19 protein-coding genes are annotated in these 15,840 nt (G+C 58.7%); 2 read left to right on the forward strand and 17 right to left on the reverse strand.

Annotated features, from left to right (window positions below):
• The first annotated feature begins 167 nt into the window (after positions 1-167).
• Both Q1A75_RS03295 and deoD read left to right on the forward strand, forming a co-directional pair.
• The gene (locus Q1A75_RS03295; protein WP_299546521.1) at positions 168-491 is read left to right on the forward strand and encodes an H-NS histone family protein; all 324 of its coding nucleotides are present in this window, start codon (positions 168-170) and stop codon (positions 489-491) included.
• A 203-nt stretch (positions 492-694) separates the two neighbouring features.
• Complete coding sequence (deoD, locus tag Q1A75_RS03300) at positions 695-1,399, forward strand: purine-nucleoside phosphorylase (protein WP_299546523.1); 705 nt, start codon at positions 695-697, stop codon at positions 1,397-1,399.
• Positions 1,400-1,538: 139 nt separating this feature from the next.
• Here deoD and Q1A75_RS03305 read toward each other — a convergent pair whose 3' ends face one another.
• From Q1A75_RS03305 to Q1A75_RS03385, 17 genes are all read right to left on the reverse strand, one after another.
• The gene (locus tag Q1A75_RS03305) at positions 1,539-2,384 is read right to left on the reverse strand and encodes a DUF1989 domain-containing protein (RefSeq protein WP_299546525.1); all 846 of its coding nucleotides are present in this window, start codon (positions 2,382-2,384) and stop codon (positions 1,539-1,541) included.
• Between the two features lie 37 nt (positions 2,385-2,421).
• A complete protein-coding gene (locus tag Q1A75_RS03310; RefSeq protein WP_299546527.1) occupies positions 2,422-3,567 on the reverse strand; it encodes a sialidase family protein in 1,146 nt (381 codons plus the stop codon).
• A gap of 93 nt (positions 3,568-3,660) precedes the next feature.
• A complete protein-coding gene (locus Q1A75_RS03315; protein ID WP_299546529.1) occupies positions 3,661-4,359 on the reverse strand; it encodes a hypothetical protein in 699 nt (232 codons plus the stop codon).
• Positions 4,360-4,366: 7 nt separating this feature from the next.
• Positions 4,367-5,146, reverse strand: coding sequence for a succinate dehydrogenase iron-sulfur subunit (locus Q1A75_RS03320; protein WP_299546531.1), 780 nt, complete (start codon positions 5,144-5,146; stop codon positions 4,367-4,369).
• 84 nt (positions 5,147-5,230) lie between these two features.
• A complete protein-coding gene (locus Q1A75_RS03325) occupies positions 5,231-6,232 on the reverse strand; it encodes a class I SAM-dependent methyltransferase (RefSeq protein ID WP_299546532.1) in 1,002 nt (333 codons plus the stop codon).
• Positions 6,229-7,056 (reverse strand): hypothetical protein, encoded by an 828-nt coding sequence (locus Q1A75_RS03330; protein ID WP_299546534.1) that lies wholly within the window; start codon positions 7,054-7,056, stop codon positions 6,229-6,231. Before Q1A75_RS03330 ends, Q1A75_RS03325 begins: the two co-directional genes overlap by 4 nt.
• Before the next feature lie 141 nt (positions 7,057-7,197).
• Complete coding sequence (locus Q1A75_RS03335) at positions 7,198-8,025, reverse strand: hypothetical protein (RefSeq protein ID WP_299546536.1); 828 nt, start codon at positions 8,023-8,025, stop codon at positions 7,198-7,200.
• Positions 8,012-8,869 (reverse strand): hypothetical protein, encoded by an 858-nt coding sequence (locus Q1A75_RS03340; protein WP_299546538.1) that lies wholly within the window; start codon positions 8,867-8,869, stop codon positions 8,012-8,014. Before Q1A75_RS03340 ends, Q1A75_RS03335 begins: the two co-directional genes overlap by 14 nt.
• Positions 8,870-8,908: 39 nt before the next feature.
• Positions 8,909-10,714, reverse strand: coding sequence for a succinate dehydrogenase flavoprotein subunit (sdhA, locus tag Q1A75_RS03345; RefSeq protein WP_299546540.1), 1,806 nt, complete (start codon positions 10,712-10,714; stop codon positions 8,909-8,911).
• 49 nt (positions 10,715-10,763) lie between these two features.
• Entirely contained in the window at positions 10,764-11,135 is a 372-nt protein-coding gene (gene sdhD / locus Q1A75_RS03350) for a succinate dehydrogenase, hydrophobic membrane anchor protein (RefSeq protein ID WP_299546542.1), read from the reverse strand.
• Between the two features lie 13 nt (positions 11,136-11,148).
• Positions 11,149-11,532, reverse strand: coding sequence for a succinate dehydrogenase, cytochrome b556 subunit (gene sdhC / locus Q1A75_RS03355; protein WP_299546544.1), 384 nt, complete (start codon positions 11,530-11,532; stop codon positions 11,149-11,151).
• 151 nt (positions 11,533-11,683) lie between these two features.
• Positions 11,684-12,343 carry a DUF1194 domain-containing protein gene (locus Q1A75_RS03360; protein ID WP_299546546.1) on the reverse strand — a complete coding sequence of 220 codons (660 nt, stop codon included), beginning with the start codon at positions 12,341-12,343 and terminating at the stop codon, positions 11,684-11,686.
• A 50-nt stretch (positions 12,344-12,393) separates the two neighbouring features.
• Positions 12,394-13,104, reverse strand: coding sequence for a DUF4344 domain-containing metallopeptidase (locus Q1A75_RS03365; RefSeq protein WP_299546548.1), 711 nt, complete (start codon positions 13,102-13,104; stop codon positions 12,394-12,396).
• A gap of 72 nt (positions 13,105-13,176) precedes the next feature.
• Positions 13,177-14,208 (reverse strand): MaoC family dehydratase, encoded by a 1,032-nt coding sequence (locus Q1A75_RS03370; RefSeq protein ID WP_299546550.1) that lies wholly within the window; start codon positions 14,206-14,208, stop codon positions 13,177-13,179.
• A complete protein-coding gene (locus Q1A75_RS03375) occupies positions 14,208-14,411 on the reverse strand; it encodes a DUF1737 domain-containing protein (protein WP_299546552.1) in 204 nt (67 codons plus the stop codon). Before Q1A75_RS03375 ends, Q1A75_RS03370 begins: the two co-directional genes overlap by 1 nt.
• Before the next feature lie 4 nt (positions 14,412-14,415).
• On the reverse strand, positions 14,416-14,970 hold the full coding sequence (locus tag Q1A75_RS03380) for an NnrU family protein (protein ID WP_299546554.1): 555 nt from the start codon (positions 14,968-14,970) through the stop codon (positions 14,416-14,418).
• A gap of 3 nt (positions 14,971-14,973) precedes the next feature.
• Positions 14,974-15,828 (reverse strand): CoA ester lyase, encoded by an 855-nt coding sequence (locus Q1A75_RS03385; RefSeq protein ID WP_299546556.1) that lies wholly within the window; start codon positions 15,826-15,828, stop codon positions 14,974-14,976.
• Positions 15,829-15,840: the final 12 nt, after the last annotated feature.

Below are 15,840 nucleotides of genomic sequence, written 5' to 3' on the forward strand. Positions count from 1 at the left end.
GAAAATGAAATTTACGCATACCGGCGTGAAATTCCACCAGGCAGCGAAAGCTTCGACTTTGGCGGGCAATTTACCGCTGCTGACACAAAGTCGGACACTCGGGCTATTGATTTCCCTGTTAATTTCCAAAATAGGAGTGGCAGAACTTAGGTCGTTGGAAAGAAATCATGGCAGTAAAACTTGATAAGATGAGCCGCAAGGAACTTGAAGCGCTACGCGCCGACGTGGAGGAAGCAATTGTTAAACGTCGGAAGTCAGAGCGTCAGGACGCCTTGGCCGCTGCTCAGAAAGCTGCGGCAGAGTTCGGCTTCTCGCTGGATGACCTGACTGGCAAAAAGCCGGGTCGCGGTGGCGCAAAAGCATCCAATGCCGAACCGAAATACATGAACCCAGAAAATCCAACGCAAACCTGGACTGGTAAGGGGCGTCAGCCGAACTGGTTCAAGGCTGCGGTTGAAGCGGGCACATCTCCGGAAAAGATGAAAATCTGATCCCACTTCAATTTGAAATCGGGCCGCGCTCCTTTTGAAAGAGGGGCGCGGTTTTTTTCGTATAGGGGTCATCCGCTATTCCAAAGGCGTGAAAGGGCATTGAGCCACATGTCGCCCAGTTTCAAACCGCGTGTGGATGCCCTATTCTCCTTTCCATTGGAAGCGGGTACTGCAGCATCCATTCTCAGACGAAGGAGCTATAGATGACCGTTCATATCGGTGCCGCAAAGGGTCAGATTGCCGAAACAGTGCTGATGCCCGGCGATCCATATCGTGCCAAATGGGCGGCCGAGACGTTTCTCGAGAACGCTGAGCTGGTCAACGAAGTCCGCGGCATGCTGGGTTTCACGGGGAGCTGGAAAGGCAACCATGTGACCATTCAGGGATCCGGGATGGGCATGCCATCCTTGTCGATTTACGCAAACGAACTGATCACGACCTATGGCGCACAGACGCTGATCCGCATTGGATCATGTGGAGGCATGCAGCGCCACGTGGACGTCCGCGACGTGATCATCGCAATGACGGCGACAACCATCACGTCCCCCTCCTCGGGCTTTTTCAAAGAGATCAACTATGCTCCCTGCGCCGACTACGGTCTGCTGGCGGCGGCGGTGACCGCGGCTGAGTCCAAGGGCACCAAGGCACATGTAGGCGGCATCTATTCGTCAGACGTGTTCTATGCCGAGCGACCCGACCTTGATGAACAGATGGTCCGCCATGGCATCCTTGCTGTCGAGATGGAAGCGGCGGAACTGTACACCCTTGCCGCACGCCACGGACGTCGGGCGCTGGCCGTGCTGACCGTCAGCGACCACTTGCAGACGGGTGAGGCACTGCCGGCAGAGGATCGGGAAAAGACCTTTGGTGATATGGTGGAAATTGCACTGGAAGCGGCGTTTGCCTGAGGCGATGCGGCTTTAGTTATTTTTCAATGAATTAGGGATGAAGCAATCATTTCACCCCGCGTTCCCTATCATAGTCGCGGTCGGGGTAAGGATCTGTTAGGATCTTACCCCCATAGCTTAACGAAGCGCGACGACACCGTCACCGCCCATGGCTGCGATCGTAGCCGTTGGGCGGTGGACTTTGCCAGCCATCAAGTGCGCCGGATGCTGGCGCAAAGATTTCGATCTTGAGCGGGAAGCAGGGCGCGGTGTCCGAGGAATGCTCGGACCCGCAATCGCCGCCTGGACAGGCGCTGAGCGCGCCCAGCAGGTCGATCTCGGCGAAGAAGTCGATGTGGTCACCGGGACGGACCGGTGACGCCTTCATGAAGTACTGACCGGTGTCGCGGGTGAAGCCGGTGCACATGAAGACGTTCATGACGTCATGCACATGCGGCTCGGCCTCGACCAGCGACATCCCGGTGTGATCGGCCAGCGCGCGGGTCAGGTTCGAATGGCAGCAGTGATGGTAGTGACCGCCCTGTAAGAGGTTGCCTGTATAGGGGTCACACCGCGTACCGATCACGTCATGCACACCACCCCCAAATTCATCGAAACCGTACCAATCAAGCGTGTCGTGAATGATGGTCGCCATGGGGCGCAGGGTGGGAAAGCTGGTCCAAAGCCGGTCGCCGGTGTCCACATGGGTGCCGTGCAAGGCCCGCGTCTTGCCGGAGTAGAACCGCTCGGACAGATCGTTTGCGTTCCACAGGTTCAAGTCGCCCACCTGCGGCCCTTCGACAGAGGAGATGCGAAAGATGTAACCCGCGGGCACGTGGAAAGTCGCGGCCTCACGCGGGGCGGCGACGGCCTCGGACAGTTTGGTCATGCCATCTCGGGCACGGGCATAGCGCGCCATATCCGGTTGCGGCAGTGTTTCGGGCGGGTAGCAGATCACCGGCGGGATGGCGCGGTGGGCGTCGGCATAATCGGGGGCATCGGTCATGCGCGTAGCCTAACTGCCAGCACGTTGGATGCAAGTGTCAGATACGGTCCATCACCTCAACCGAGAGGATTGTGGGCAGATGCCGGGCGACTTCATCCCATGTCTCGCCTTCGTCCCTTGATGCAAAAATCGAGCCGGAGTTTGTTCCAAAGTACACCCCCGCTTGCGGCTGCTGATCGGTCGCCATGGCCTGCCGTAACACGGTGAAAAAGCAGGTGTCTTGCGGCAATCCGTTTCGCTGGTCTGTCCAAGTGTCGCCGCCATTTTCTGACCGCCAGACAGCGGCGCTGGCATCCGGCGGATAGCGCCCGTCATTGTCACCGTTGAGCGGCAGGGTCCAGATCATCTGTGGCTTGTGAGGATGTACGGCGATGGGAAACCCGAAGGTCGAGGGCAGCCCTTCGGTGATATCCTCCCAACTGCGGCCGTCATCGGACGACCGCCAGACCCCATGGTGGTTTTGCTGATAGAGCACATCGGTGCTGGCGCGGACGAAATTATGAACGCAATGCCCTGTTTCGCCATCGCGGGGCGCGGTCGGGTCCGCATGGTGGCCGCAGATTTCCGCATTGGAGAGCCGGTTGCGCCGGTCCCATGTGATGCCACCATCCTCGGTCGCAAAAACGCCTGCCGCAGAGATCCCCACCCACATCTTGGCGTCTTCCTTGAGGTCGCGGACAATCGTGTGCAAGACCAGCCCCGCGCCACCGGGGTTCCAGCTGTCACGCGTGTCATGATCGCTGAGCGCATCGTTGCGGGTCCAGTTCTGGCCGCCATCAGTGCTTTCATAAAGGCGGCCCGGATTGCCACCTGCCATAAGCCGCCCGTTGGCCAGTGACAGTGACCAGATCGCGGTGACATCCCCGTCAAAACTGGTGTCGTGCGCCGTCCAACCAAAGAAGGCAGCCTCCTCCGGATTGTCCTCAGCCCAGGTGTCCATCTCTCCTTTCGAGAGTTTGGACAGCTGCCATGTCGCGCCGCCATCGTCAGACCGCCATATCCCGGCACCGCTGAAAGCATTACCGCCGCCGGCCCAGATATTGCCTGTCTTGGGATCGCCAATCACATGGTTGATGGCCCAACCGTCACAATGCGGCCCCGTCAGTTTCCAGGTGTCGCGCGTGGCACTGCGCAAAAGAAACGCACCCTTGGTCGTGCCGATGAGAATGGTGATATCCGACATGTCCACCCCCGTTTGATCACGCGCAGAGTATCACAAATCGGCTTTCAGCGGCAGCCGGGCGTATCCGGAGGCAAGATACGTTGGCTCAAAGGGCTAGATCAGCAGGTCGCCGGCCAATCCAAGGCCGAAGCCGCACACAGCGCCAAGTGTCGGCAGATGCGCATTCTTCAATGGCACCTGCGGTGCGATGTCCTGGAACATCAGGAAAAGTATGCCACCCGAGGCCAGCATCATGACCGCGCCGATCACACCCTCTTGCGTGGGTGGCAGGGACACCCCAACCCAAGCCGCCAGCGGACCGAGTGGGACCATCAATACAAAGAGCCACAGCGGTGCGGGGCCATCCTCTGACAATTCGCGCATGGCATTGAAGCCTTCGGGCAGGTTTTGCAGGGCAATAAGGCCCGCCACAAGGAGCGCAGTGCCAAGATCGCCTGAGATAAGGGTGCCAAGCGCCATCGCCTCGGGCAGGTAATCCATCATCATGGCGAGAAACTGCGCGAATTTGCCCCCTGCCCGCGAAAGTGCCCGGTCAATCACGGCGAAAGCGACACCACCTGCAAAGAACCAGCCAAGGGCAGCGCCAGCCCCAAGCCGTTCCGTGCCTTCGGGCACCAGTACCAGAGCGACGGCAGCCAAGAGCGCACCAGCCCCGAACGCGATCACGCCGTGGCGTGCTTCGGTCTTGAGCCAGTTGGGCCAGGCGGCATTGAATGTCGCAATCCAAGCGCCCAGCGGGATCGACCCGCCCGCAAGTGTTGCCAGCAGAAGGGCCGCCCAGACGTCGCTCATGCCTGCATCAGACGGTACGTTCGACCATCATCTGCTTGATGTTGGCAATCGCCTCTGCAGGGTTCAGGCTCTTTGGGCACGTCTTGGCGCAGTTCATGATCGTGTGGCAGCGGTAAAGCTTGAACGGATCCTCAAGATCGTCGAGCCGTTCGCCCGTTGCCTCGTCCCGGCTGTCGATGATCCAGCGGTAAGCGTGCAGGAGCGCTGCTGGCCCAAGGTAGCGGTCGCCATTCCACCAATAGCTGGGGCACGCAGCGGAGCAGGACGCGCACATCACACATTCATAGAGGCCATCGAGTTTCTTGCGGTCTTCGATCGACTGCTTCCACTCTTTCGCCGGGCGGTTGGTCTTGGTTTCCAGCCAGGGCATGATCGACGCATGCTGCGCATAGAAATGCGTGAGGTCGGGGATCAGGTCCTTGACCACGGGCATGTGCGGCAGCGGGTAGATTTTGACGTCGCCCTTCACCTCGTCCATGCCGTAGATGCAGGCGAGCGTGTTGATGCCGTCGATGTTCATCGCACAGGACCCGCAAATCCCCTCGCGGCAGGAGCGGCGGAAGGTCAGGGTAGGGTCAATCTCGTTCTTGATCTTGATCAGCGCGTCCAGGATCATCGGGCCACAGGTGTCCATGTCGACGAAATAGGTGTCGACCTGCGGGTTCTTCCCGTCATCGGGGTTCCAGCGGTAGATGCTGAACTTACGCACGTTCGTGGCCCCTTCGGGTTTGGGCCAAGTTTTGCCTGTCGTCATGCGAGAGTTCTTGGGAAGCGTCAGTTGGACCATTAGCTTATCTCCTCTGGTATTGAACTGTGCACGCGCACCCTAGGTACGGCAGGTATCGCAACACTTTGATTGATGTTATGTGGCTCATTCGGCTTCCACGTGGCGTTGGAACAACCGAAAAAACGCAAACGATGTTTGATCTACATCCGCGTCTTCAGTCATGGGATACGGTTGTTCGTATGTTTTTACGAGCGTGAACTCGGGCGCGTGTTTGGCCATCCAAGCGCCATATGCCCTGTGGCGAACATGCACTGATGCGGGCTGTTCGTCGTGATCTGATGCGTAGATCAAGACAAAACGATCCGCGAGTGTCGTCAGATCGCGCATGTAGCGGTCAAACACATCGTCCTCGACGAGGTGGTAAATCACATCCAGAGACATGGTCATGTCGAACGACCGTGGCTGGATCAAAAAAGCGTCGGCCTGGGAGAAATGCCAACCTGACCGGTCCGAGAACCTCTCGTTTGCACGCTCAACAACGAGCGGAGAAACATCAACCCCGGTATAATTCTCGATCTCGAACAGCGACGTCTGATTTCCGTCACCCGACCCAAGCTCACATACAGACCCAATGACTTGATCCTTGACCAGATCGTTTATCACACCGGCCTTGTAATCTGCCAATCGACCGTAAGAACCAGAGCCCGATGTCCGCCCACTTTCATAGCGTTCGGACCAGTATTGCGCGCTTTGGAAGGGGGCTGGCTCAACATCCCTTTTTTTTGTCCGACGCCATGGTAGGGTTAGTTTCATATCAGTTGCTCCAGGGCAGTGGCACCACGCTTGAACCACGCAGCTTTGTGTCTCTGGCCGCTCGAGCACGGAACGTACCAGCGCGACGGTTGTTTCTGAAACGCCGATCACGGCGTCCTTGGCAAATTCACCGATCTCGCGGGCCGAGGCGTTGTCAATTATGCAATCGGTAAAGGGCGTGACAGCCTGTTTCGGCACTGCAGGAAACCGGGTGACCAAGGTTTCCGCGACAGCCGCCTTGGCACTACGGCGGGCTACGTCATCCACGGCTTGGGTGGTTTCCTCGCAGGCGGTAAGTGTCAGAAGGGCAACAATGGCTGTGGCGCGGATCATGGTAAGGTCACCTCGGCTTTTGCTGTGCGCAGTAGATCGGACAGACGCAGCGCATCTTCGGGAAACACCTCGGCCAGTCGCGCGACGAAATGGGGGTCGCGCGCTGTGGTCCACAGGATCAACTGGTATTCCAGATCGTCCGCCATCTGGCTGGCGCGTTTGTCGGTGTCGAGAGTTTCAGGTACCGCAGATTTGCCCTGAAAGGACGAGCCACCGCCGTATCGTTGCATCTGCCCCTTGCCCAGATCGCGGCCGGGCAGGTCGAGGCGCGCCGCGATCTCGGTGCGGTAGCTGTCCTCTGCGTTCCAGCGGTCGTAGAGCAGCGGCACGGTATCTTCGTCCTGAACCCGTTCAAGCATCGTGCCGTAGGTGGCGACGGCATTCATCATCACTCGCATCCGCTCCACCGGTCCGTAGCCGGGATTGCCTTGGATCTTGCGCAAAAGCGACGCGGCCCAATGCAAGAAACTGCGGTAGATGATCACGCAGGTCTCGGGCGCAGCATAAAGCGGTTTGCGATCGACCGGAGGCATCCTGTCCTCGTAGGACACAAGCGTTACGGGTGCGTCACCGACTGCTGCGATCTTAGAACTCCAGTCCGCCAGATCCAGTTCCTCGCCTCCGCTATAGGCGGTGATCCCGCGCGACGTGGCCACGGGGTCGCGCCCCGGCTTGCAGTTGTTCAGAAACAGGCCGCCGCCGGCCGTGTTCCGCATGATCCAGTCGATCAGCGCGTGGTTGCCCGAGCGGCGCATGCCATAGACACGCAAGATGCGTCTCGGAGTAAATGACGCGTGGAGACCGCGTACGGCTTGGTCAATCATTACCCACCCTTCGGTCCGGGTGTTGAGCTAAGTTCGAAGCCAACTGGCGCATCTTGTCCGCCGAAACAGAATGCTCAGGGAGCAGACCGCATTGCGAGTGACGCCCAGCATTTGCCCCAAACCCTATCAAACACAACGCATTCATCCGTACAAAGCCTCCAGATGCTGCGTGATCTCCTCTTCTGAACCATGCTGGAAATAGTAGTACGTTGCATCGAATGGCACCGGGCGAGAGCGGCCAACGCCCATAGGCAAATCATCAAAAAAGAAACGTCTTGCTATCCGCACTACCCGGGCGCGCGTCTTTCTGCGCGTCAACAAACCCATATTAGCGCAAAGGACAAAGGGGCGCCACGACGCAAAGACAAACTTCCATTCCGGCGAAATCTCGCTGTCGCGGGCCTTGATGTCGCTAAGGTTTTTTAGAAAGCTGCCCAAGCGCGCGCGGCCGATCAGGAAAAAGGACTGCTGCAAGGGCTGCGGCGTTCCCTCTCCGTCACCGAACATCAATCCAGTTCTCATGTCTTCAAGACAACGGTCAATTATGCGTTCACCTTTAAGCAGGCAATCCTGTTCCACATATACAAAGTAGTCGGCCTCGGTGGCTAAAGCGTATTGACCGGACATCAAAACCGAACGCAGCCATCCACTCCATTGACCGATATGGTCAGTTGCATGGCGCGCGTTGAAAGGCAGTTCGATCCATGTTGTCTGTGCACGCAACTCAGAATCCGGCTTGATGGGTGAAGCAGAGTCCACGACAGCAATCGACGATGGCGAAGTGTAATTTTTTATGTTGTTCAACCAAATCTGGAAGAACTCGACTTCGCGCTGCTTGTTTGTGCCCAATTTTCCACGCTTCGGATTCACACGTGAATCCGGTTCTTGCGAGCACCACCATCCACTGCCGATCACGTACGTTTGATCATTTCGCGACGAACCTGTAGTTTTTTCGTCAAGACGGCTCATGCGTTTCGACTTTCTCATACAGGGAACTCGGTGGTTCGCTGTGAAAATGAACGTTATCGTAGAACGGCTGAAGAGATGCTTCGAACATCGACTTTATCTTGTCGTTCGATCCTGGGTACAGGTGCACTTCGCGCCCCAACAATGCACCAGCAATACCAATGTGCAGCCTGTTTGTATGTATAACTCTGCAGGCTCCGATATGATCAAGAAACGGACCGATGTCGGTTTCGTGCGTCCCCTGGGTGCTCAGATCCACATTTCCAGGTGGGAGAGTTACCCCGCTGCGTTCCGCGTCGTCGCGGAAAAACATACCCAAATCCTGTGTTGCTTTGCGCGGGCTAGGTTGGAGGTAAAACGCCATATCATGACAAAACCTCGCGTCCGGCGCACCCTTCATGCTTTCAGCCGAGTCCCGCCTCCAAAACGTTGTCCGGCGAGCGTCCAGATTTGGCATGAACGGCAAGGACGACGGCATTACCAACACATGCTTGAACTGCTTGGCCGCCAGAGCAAATTCACTCGGGCGATTGTATACGTCCCGAAAAGCTCCACACCCGGTAATGATAGCATTACGCCCTTTTATCAGCCGCCTTAGCCCAGTTTTCCAGGACTCTTTCTTCTGCAGGCGGCGAACGGGAATCCTCTCAACCTGAACACCGATATCCGCCAGAAACTCAGCTTGGCCGGCATGGATCAACCCGTCGCCCCAATTGCCTGAGTTGACGATTTCAACCAGCGCGGAACCGTTTGCGAGCGCGCGGACGTTGTCCGCGAGTTCGTTGAAACAGGAATGGCTTCGCAATGACATTACTTTATCCCAGACAGGCATGTGATACTGTGCCATAAGGCGTAGGCACCTTTACGCACAGCATCAGCACTTACATCAATACACTCTTGCCTTGGGCGCGATTTTCTTGAGGTCAATGCCGCCATCGTTGTGGCTGGTCAGCGGTTGCAGGTGCACACCACGGAACCCAAGGCTCGCCTGATTGCCTTCAAACCAGATCAAAGAGTGCTTGCGCCAGTTCTCGTCATCGCGGTCGGGGTAATCCTCGTGCGCGTGGGCGCCCCGGCTTTCCTTGCGCGCCGCTGCCGCCGTGATGGTGGCCACAGCGTTCGGCATGAGGTTGGTCAGCTCAAGCGTTTCCATCAGGTCGGAGTTCCAGACCAGCGACGTATCGGTGACTTTCAGGTCCTCGAGCTTGCCTGCCACGCCCTTCATCTTCTCTTCGCCTTCCGCCAGCGTTTTATCTGTGCGGAACACCGCCGCATCGGCCTGCATGGTGCGCTGCATTTCGAGGCGTAGCTCGGCCGTGGGCACGTGGCCCTTGGCATACCTCAGACCGTCGAAGCGGCTGAACGCAGCCTCAATCGCGCGTTTGCTGGGCGTGGGCACGGCTGCATCGGCGTCGACCACGTCTTTGGCCCGGATCGCCGCCGCACGGCCAAACACCACAAGGTCGATCAAGGAGTTGGAGCCCAGACGGTTCGCACCATGGACCGAAGCACAGCCCGCTTCGCCCACGGCCATCAGACCGGGTGAGACGTTGTCGGGATTGTCCTTGGTTGGTGCCAGCACCTCACCCCAGTAATTCGTGGGGATGCCACCCATGTTGTAGTGCACCGTCGGCAGGACCGGGATCGGTTCCTTGGTCAGGTCGACGCCTGCAAAGATGCGCGCGCTTTCCGAGATACCCGGCAGGCGTTCGGCCAGTGTTTCCGGCGGCAAGTGGTTGAGGTGCAGGTGAATGTGATCACCGTCCGCGCCCACGCCGCGCCCTTCGCGGATTTCCATGGTCATGCAGCGTGATACCACGTCACGCGATGCGAGGTCCTTGTAGGTCGGTGCGTAGCGTTCCATGAACCGCTCGCCTTCCGAGTTGGTGAGGTATCCGCCCTCGCCCCGTGCGCCTTCGGTGATCAGGCAGCCCGAGCCGTAGATGCCGGTGGGGTGGAATTGTACGAACTCCATATCCTGCAGCGGAAGACCGGCGCGGGCCGTCATGCCACCGCCATCGCCGGTGCAGGTGTGGGCCGAAGTGGCAGAGAAATAAGCACGGCCATAACCGCCAGTTGCCAGCACAACCATCTTGGCGGCAAACAGGTGCATGGTGCCGTCGTCGAGCTTCCAGCACAGGACGCCCTGGCACACGCCGTCTTCGGACATGATCAGGTCGATGGCGAAATATTCGATGTAGAATTCCGCGTTGTTCTTCAACGACTGGCCGTAGAGCGTGTGCAGGATCGCGTGACCGGTCCGGTCGGCAGCGGCGCATGTACGCTGCACAGGGGGGCCTTCGCCAAACTCGGTGGTGTGGCCGCCGAAGGGACGCTGGTAAATCTTGCCCTCTTCCGTGCGCGAGAACGGCACGCCGTAATGTTCGAGTTCATAGACAGCCTTGGGCGCTTCGCGGGCGAGGTATTCCATCGCGTCCGTGTCACCCAGCCAGTCCGAGCCCTTGACTGTGTCATACATGTGCCACTGCCAGTTGTCGGGGCCCATGTTGGACAAGGACGCCGCGATGCCGCCCTGTGCCGCAACAGTGTGTGAGCGTGTGGGGAACACCTTGGTCACGCAAGCGGTGCGCAAGCCTTGCTCGGCCATGCCCAATGTCGCGCGCAGTCCAGCGCCACCGGCACCAACGACCACGACGTCATATTCATGCGTCTCGTAATCATATGCAGCCATTTCGGCCTCCTCGTTTCACAGCGACGCTGGCGAAGCGCGCTTGGTTATTTCAAAGCGCGATGCGCGCGATCGCAAACAGGCCTGCCGCGATCATAGTGTAGGCAAATGCGGTGGTAGCGATTAACGTCAACTTACCAGCTGTTCCATGAACGTAATCCTCGATCGCCGCATGCGCTTCACGCATCAGGTGCAGCACGATCACGATCAGGCATAGCCCCATCAGAATGGCCGGGATCGGACGGCTGAAGAACGCCACCACTTCGGCGTGGTTGCCACCAAGGGCCGACGCGAACAGGATGACAAGGATCGGCACAAGCGGAAGAAGCAGGATCGAACTGACCATCATCTGCCAATGATGGTGTGTACCTTCACGTCCGGACCCAAGGCCCATGGCGCGTTTGCGGTCTGTCAAAAAGCGCATATCGAACCCTCCCCTAAACTGCGATCACAACAAAAATTGTCAGCAACGTGGCCAGAATGAACATGCCCTTGGCCATGTCTTCGGACACGGGGACCTGGATAAAATGGCCGAAGTCCCACAACACGTGACGCAGCCGACCCAGCATGTGATAAAAGATGCCCCACACTGCTGCGATCAGGATCAGATTGCCGAGCACGCTGCGCAGCAGACCATCAACCACGGCAAATGCAGCCTCGGATGATGCAGCGGCCAAGAGCCAAGCAACCACAAGCACAGAGGCGATCAGGCAGCCTATCCCGGTGATGCGCACCATAATGGACGACATCGATGTCCACTGTGGGCGGTAGATTTGCAGGTGCGGCGAAAGCGGGCGATTGCCCCGGTTGACGTCTGCCATTGTGCATCCTTTGTGGTCGGTTGCTTCTTGATACCTCTTTTTACGGACATGTCACGCGCGACGCTTTCATAAATGGCGCGGTTTTTTGGCGCATTTGCAGGATTCTGCGCAAACGTGATCACGGTTGAAATACGTGTGATCACAAGTTTGGTCACTTTGCAGAATAAGTCACCTGTTTCGTGGTCTCGCGTTGCAGCTTGCGTTTGATCTGCTCGGGATAGTCCTCGAATCCCTTGGCCGTCACGACAAAAGCCCCCGGCCCGCTGATCAGGTTTTCAAAGAAATAGGCTGTCAGGTCCGTGTCATCCGTTTCAATGGCAATTGCGTTGACTGTGATGTTGTCTCGTGTCAAAGTCATCCGCTGCGTTGATGGTTCAACCCCTTCATTCGAAATACCGTCGCCCGACACATCGATCACCTTGCGCGAGCAATGATCTACGGGCGCAAAGGTCGCGCGGGACACGGCCAGTGCCTCGCCAATAGCCGTCGAATAGTTCCGCCAGACCCGTGCATCACCTTCGATCTGGTTGGCAAGGGCCAGTACATCCTGATGGGTGCCGATGGATGTCCACGGTACGGTCTGGCGCTGACGCGAGGCGCCTGTCCATTGCACAAGGGTTACCTGCGCGCGCTGCTCCACCAGAGCGTCGGCGACGATCCCATTCCGCAAGGCATAGGCCACGCCATCCATCTGGATACGGTATTCATCAGCATCGACCGATCCTGACACGTCCACGGCCAGAAGCAGCGCCAACTCGCATGCCCGCGTTGGCGACGCCAAGATCAGAAGGAATGAAATCAAGCGCCACATTCAGGAAGCCTAGCGCGTCCCAACGACCAGTGCACTTCACAAACGCAATGTCACTCTAGCATATCGTATAGCGTCCGCAGGTGATCTTCGAACTCGGTACACATTATGATTTCAGTCGTGCCTGTATCGTAGAAAGCATTGGCTTCGCCGCACTCTTCAATCCGGACGGTCAGGGTGACAGGCAAGTCGAAGTCCTCGTTGAGCGCAGCAACCTCAGCCGCCATAACTTCAGAGATCAGCAGGGTGTGGCCACCATGATCGAACAGGATGGTATCGCCCTGCCCCGCAATCTCGTCAAAGGCTGGCCCCCAACTGTCAAGCGCCAGTGCGAACTCTTCAGGGCAGCTTTCAGCGCGGCCCGAGGGCAATCCCAGGTCAATCGCAAAATCCTCGCGCGCTTCGGGGTTGGCGCCGTAGAACAGGCACACCGTGTTATAAAAGCGTTGCTCATCCGGCCCATGCGTGTCCCAATAGGCGATGTCGGCGGCCGTAGCGGCCTCACCCAGGAAACCGAACGCTGCATCGTAGGCCAGCGCCTGTGCTGCCTCTTCCTCATAGAAGCCGTCGATCAACAGGATGGAGGCGACATCCGCCGCATCCTCTTCCTGACCAAAAACCGGCAGGGCCAGGATATCGATCAACGCGTGCCCCAACTCGTGGTAGAACACCCCCAGAAGATTGGCCTCGACAAAGGCCTCGCGCTCTTCATCTGCAAGCGCCGCACACGGCAGCAGTAGAAACGGCAACACGTATCGCATCATGGGATGTCTCCTTCGCGTCCTGCGGGATGGCGGGTGGGGCGTCGTCGTCAGACGCGCGTCACCCCGACATCATTACATGGGCATCAAGGCCCAGTAATCGAGATCAAGCAAGACCTCGGGCAGATACTTGCCGTCCTCCCCCCGCAACTGGAACGGCGCGCCGCCCTTGGTCGCGACCAACCGCAACCGGATCGCCCCCACACCGGGGGCAGAGGTTTCGGCCTTGTCCAGCACTTCGGACCATGCCCGGACCGTATCACCCGCCAGGCAAGGATTGGCGTGCGCGCCCGCGTTCAGGCCCACGACCATCTGCGCGTTGGCCAACCCGTTGAACGACAGCGCGCGCGCCATCGAAATCACGTGCCCGCCATAGATCAAACGCGTCCCGTCGGGCCGCGCAGATGTGTCAAAATGCACCTTGGCCGTGTTCTGCCAAAGTCGCGTCGCCATCATGTGTTCGGCTTCCTCGATCGTTACGCCGTCCACATGGTCGATCTGTTCGCCAACCGCATAGTCGCCCCAGCGGTGCGGCTCTCCGGCCAGATCGAAATTGTAGTTTTCGAAGGTCAAACCATCGGGCACCGCAAGTGTCCCCGCGGGGACAACCTTGTTCAAGTCGGGCACAACCGTCTCAGGCGTGAGCGCATCCAGGTCGCCCTTCCGCACCATCACCCAGCGCACATATTCCAGAACCGCCTCGTCCCGCTGGTTCCGCCCGGTCGTCCGCACGTAGACCACACCGGACTTACCGTTCGAGTTCTGCTTGACCCCGATCACCTCGGATTGCGACGTGAGCGTATCACCCGGCCACACCGGCTTCAGCCACCGTCCTTCAGCATAGCCCAGATTTGCGACGGCATTCAGCGACACGTCCGGGACGGTTTTCCCAAAGACCGTGTGAAAAGCGATCATGTCATCCAGCGGTGACGCGGCAAGCCCACACGCCTGCGCAAACGTGTCTGAAGAGTACAGGGCGTGCCGCGCCGGATAAAGCGCATGGTAGAGCGCCCGCTCGCCCGCCCCGACCGTCCTCGGAACCGCGTGCGTCAGCACATCGCCAACACTGTAATCTTCGAAAAACCGGCCCGTATTGGTCTTGGCCATCACTGCTCTCCTAGCTTGATATCCGGGGTGTAGTCCCCCGGCACCTCTTTCACGACCGCTTGTCCGCAACGCATGATCCCCGCGGCGTGGTCCCAAGTCTGGGTCGGTGAGCCGTGCAGGTCCCATCCCGCATTCAGGGCGGCAGTCACCTTGTGGCAAAAGGCGGACGTGTCCTCTTCGGACAGAAAGCGGTACAATTTCATGGATTTACCCCGGGAACGGCCAGACACCCAGCCAGTTGTGGACCCAACCGATTACGCCCAGCAAGACGACGGACCCGACAAGGAACATGGCGTCCTTTGCAAGCGTACCCTCTGGCCCACGTTGCCAGCCGGGTTCGGCTGCATTGATGATACGCGCGGTTGCAATGGCCCAAACCAGCAAGCCGCCAAAGAGCAGTATCGAGGCGACATCACCATTCACCAGCAAGTGCGCGATGGCCCACAGGCTGAACCCGGTCAACATGGGATGACGCATGCCAGACACCAGTTTGCCGCGCTTGGGCGCCGGGCTAAGCAGGTAGATTGCGATCAGCATGAGCAGGTTGTTGATGTGGATCATGAATTCTGGGGGCAGCCAGACATGGACAAAATCCACACCCCGGTAACCGATGACCATCAGCACAATGGACCCGACAAGCACCAAGGCAATGATGCCTTTGCCCGGATCCCCAATAGATGCCCGACGTGCCGGGGCCACCCGCTTGAACAGATGCGCCGCCCACCACAAGGCGACACCTGCAATCAACACAATCCAATACATCGCTTATCCCTTTGCCATCTCCGCGATAGCCTCGGCCTTGGCCAACATTTCGCGCGCGGTCACGATGTGCAGATTCTCGACGATACGTCCATCGACAACCGCCACACCCTGACCTGACGCCTCCACCTCTTCAAAGGCTGCAATCTGGCGACGGGCCAGGTCGATCTCGGCCTCGGACGGGGAGAAGGCCGCATTGGTGATCTCGACCTGTGCCGGATGGATCAGGGTCTTGCCGTCAAAGCCCATGTCGCGGCCCTGTTCGCATTCGACTTGTAGGCCCGCGTCGTCCTTGAACGCGTTGTAGACGCCGTCGACAATGGCGCAGCCATGTGCCTTGGCTGCCAGCAGGCACAGGCCCAAACCGGATTGCAGCGGCAAACGGTCAGGTCGGAAGCGGGTCTGTAGTTCCTTGGCCAGATCGTTGGTGCCCATGACCATACACTGCAGCTTCGGATGCGCCGCGATGGCGGGCGCGTTGATCATACCCAGCGGTGTCTCCATCATAGCCCACAAGGGTATATCCCCCGTGATTTCGGCCAGCGCATCCAGATCGGCAGGCGCGGATACCTTCGGCAGCAGAATGGCGTCTGCGCCCATGTCCTTGGCCGCTTGCGCGTCATCTCGACCCCAAGCTGTGTCAAACCCGTTGATCCGAACAATCTTGAGCCGCGTGCCATAGCCACCCTGCGCCAGTGCTTCGGCCAGAGTGGCACGCGCGCTTTCCTTTTCCTCCAGCGAAACCGCGTCTTCGAGATCAAAGATGATCGCATCCACAGGAAGGCCCCGCGCCTTGTCCAACGCCCGCGGTTTCGAGCCGGGAATGTAAAGAACGGAGCGAAGGGGGCGATCGAGGGCCATAGCACGGATTCC

It is taken from the genome of uncultured Tateyamaria sp. (assembly GCF_947504105.1).
Taxonomy (GTDB): domain Bacteria; phylum Pseudomonadota; class Alphaproteobacteria; order Rhodobacterales; family Rhodobacteraceae; genus Tateyamaria.

Excerpts from the sequence above, each read along its gene's own strand:
- Q1A75_RS03295 (WP_299546521.1), top strand. The coding sequence starts at position 168 with ATGGCAGTAAAACTTGATAAGATGAGCCGCAAGGAACTTGAAGCGCTA.
- deoD (WP_299546523.1), top strand. The coding sequence starts at position 695 with ATGACCGTTCATATCGGTGCCGCAAAGGGTCAGATTGCCGAAACAGTG.
- Q1A75_RS03305 (WP_299546525.1), bottom strand. The coding sequence starts at position 2,384 with ATGACCGATGCCCCCGATTATGCCGACGCCCACCGCGCCATCCCGCCG.
- Q1A75_RS03310 (WP_299546527.1), bottom strand. The coding sequence starts at position 3,567 with ATGTCGGATATCACCATTCTCATCGGCACGACCAAGGGTGCGTTTCTT.
- Q1A75_RS03315 (WP_299546529.1), bottom strand. The coding sequence starts at position 4,359 with ATGAGCGACGTCTGGGCGGCCCTTCTGCTGGCAACACTTGCGGGCGGG.
- Q1A75_RS03320 (WP_299546531.1), bottom strand. The coding sequence starts at position 5,146 with ATGGTCCAACTGACGCTTCCCAAGAACTCTCGCATGACGACAGGCAAA.
- Q1A75_RS03325 (WP_299546532.1), bottom strand. The coding sequence starts at position 6,232 with ATGATCCGCGCCACAGCCATTGTTGCCCTTCTGACACTTACCGCCTGC.
- Q1A75_RS03330 (WP_299546534.1), bottom strand. The coding sequence starts at position 7,056 with ATGATTGACCAAGCCGTACGCGGTCTCCACGCGTCATTTACTCCGAGA.
- Q1A75_RS03335 (WP_299546536.1), bottom strand. The coding sequence starts at position 8,025 with ATGAGCCGTCTTGACGAAAAAACTACAGGTTCGTCGCGAAATGATCAA.
- Q1A75_RS03340 (WP_299546538.1), bottom strand. The coding sequence starts at position 8,869 with ATGGCACAGTATCACATGCCTGTCTGGGATAAAGTAATGTCATTGCGA.
- sdhA (WP_299546540.1), bottom strand. The coding sequence starts at position 10,714 with ATGGCTGCATATGATTACGAGACGCATGAATATGACGTCGTGGTCGTT.
- sdhD (WP_299546542.1), bottom strand. The coding sequence starts at position 11,135 with ATGCGCTTTTTGACAGACCGCAAACGCGCCATGGGCCTTGGGTCCGGA.
- sdhC (WP_299546544.1), bottom strand. The coding sequence starts at position 11,532 with ATGGCAGACGTCAACCGGGGCAATCGCCCGCTTTCGCCGCACCTGCAA.
- Q1A75_RS03360 (WP_299546546.1), bottom strand. The coding sequence starts at position 12,343 with ATGTGGCGCTTGATTTCATTCCTTCTGATCTTGGCGTCGCCAACGCGG.
- Q1A75_RS03365 (WP_299546548.1), bottom strand. The coding sequence starts at position 13,104 with ATGATGCGATACGTGTTGCCGTTTCTACTGCTGCCGTGTGCGGCGCTT.
- Q1A75_RS03370 (WP_299546550.1), bottom strand. The coding sequence starts at position 14,208 with ATGGCCAAGACCAATACGGGCCGGTTTTTCGAAGATTACAGTGTTGGC.
- Q1A75_RS03375 (WP_299546552.1), bottom strand. The coding sequence starts at position 14,411 with ATGAAATTGTACCGCTTTCTGTCCGAAGAGGACACGTCCGCCTTTTGC.
- Q1A75_RS03380 (WP_299546554.1), bottom strand. The coding sequence starts at position 14,970 with ATGTATTGGATTGTGTTGATTGCAGGTGTCGCCTTGTGGTGGGCGGCG.
- Q1A75_RS03385 (WP_299546556.1), bottom strand. The coding sequence starts at position 15,828 with ATGGCCCTCGATCGCCCCCTTCGCTCCGTTCTTTACATTCCCGGCTCG.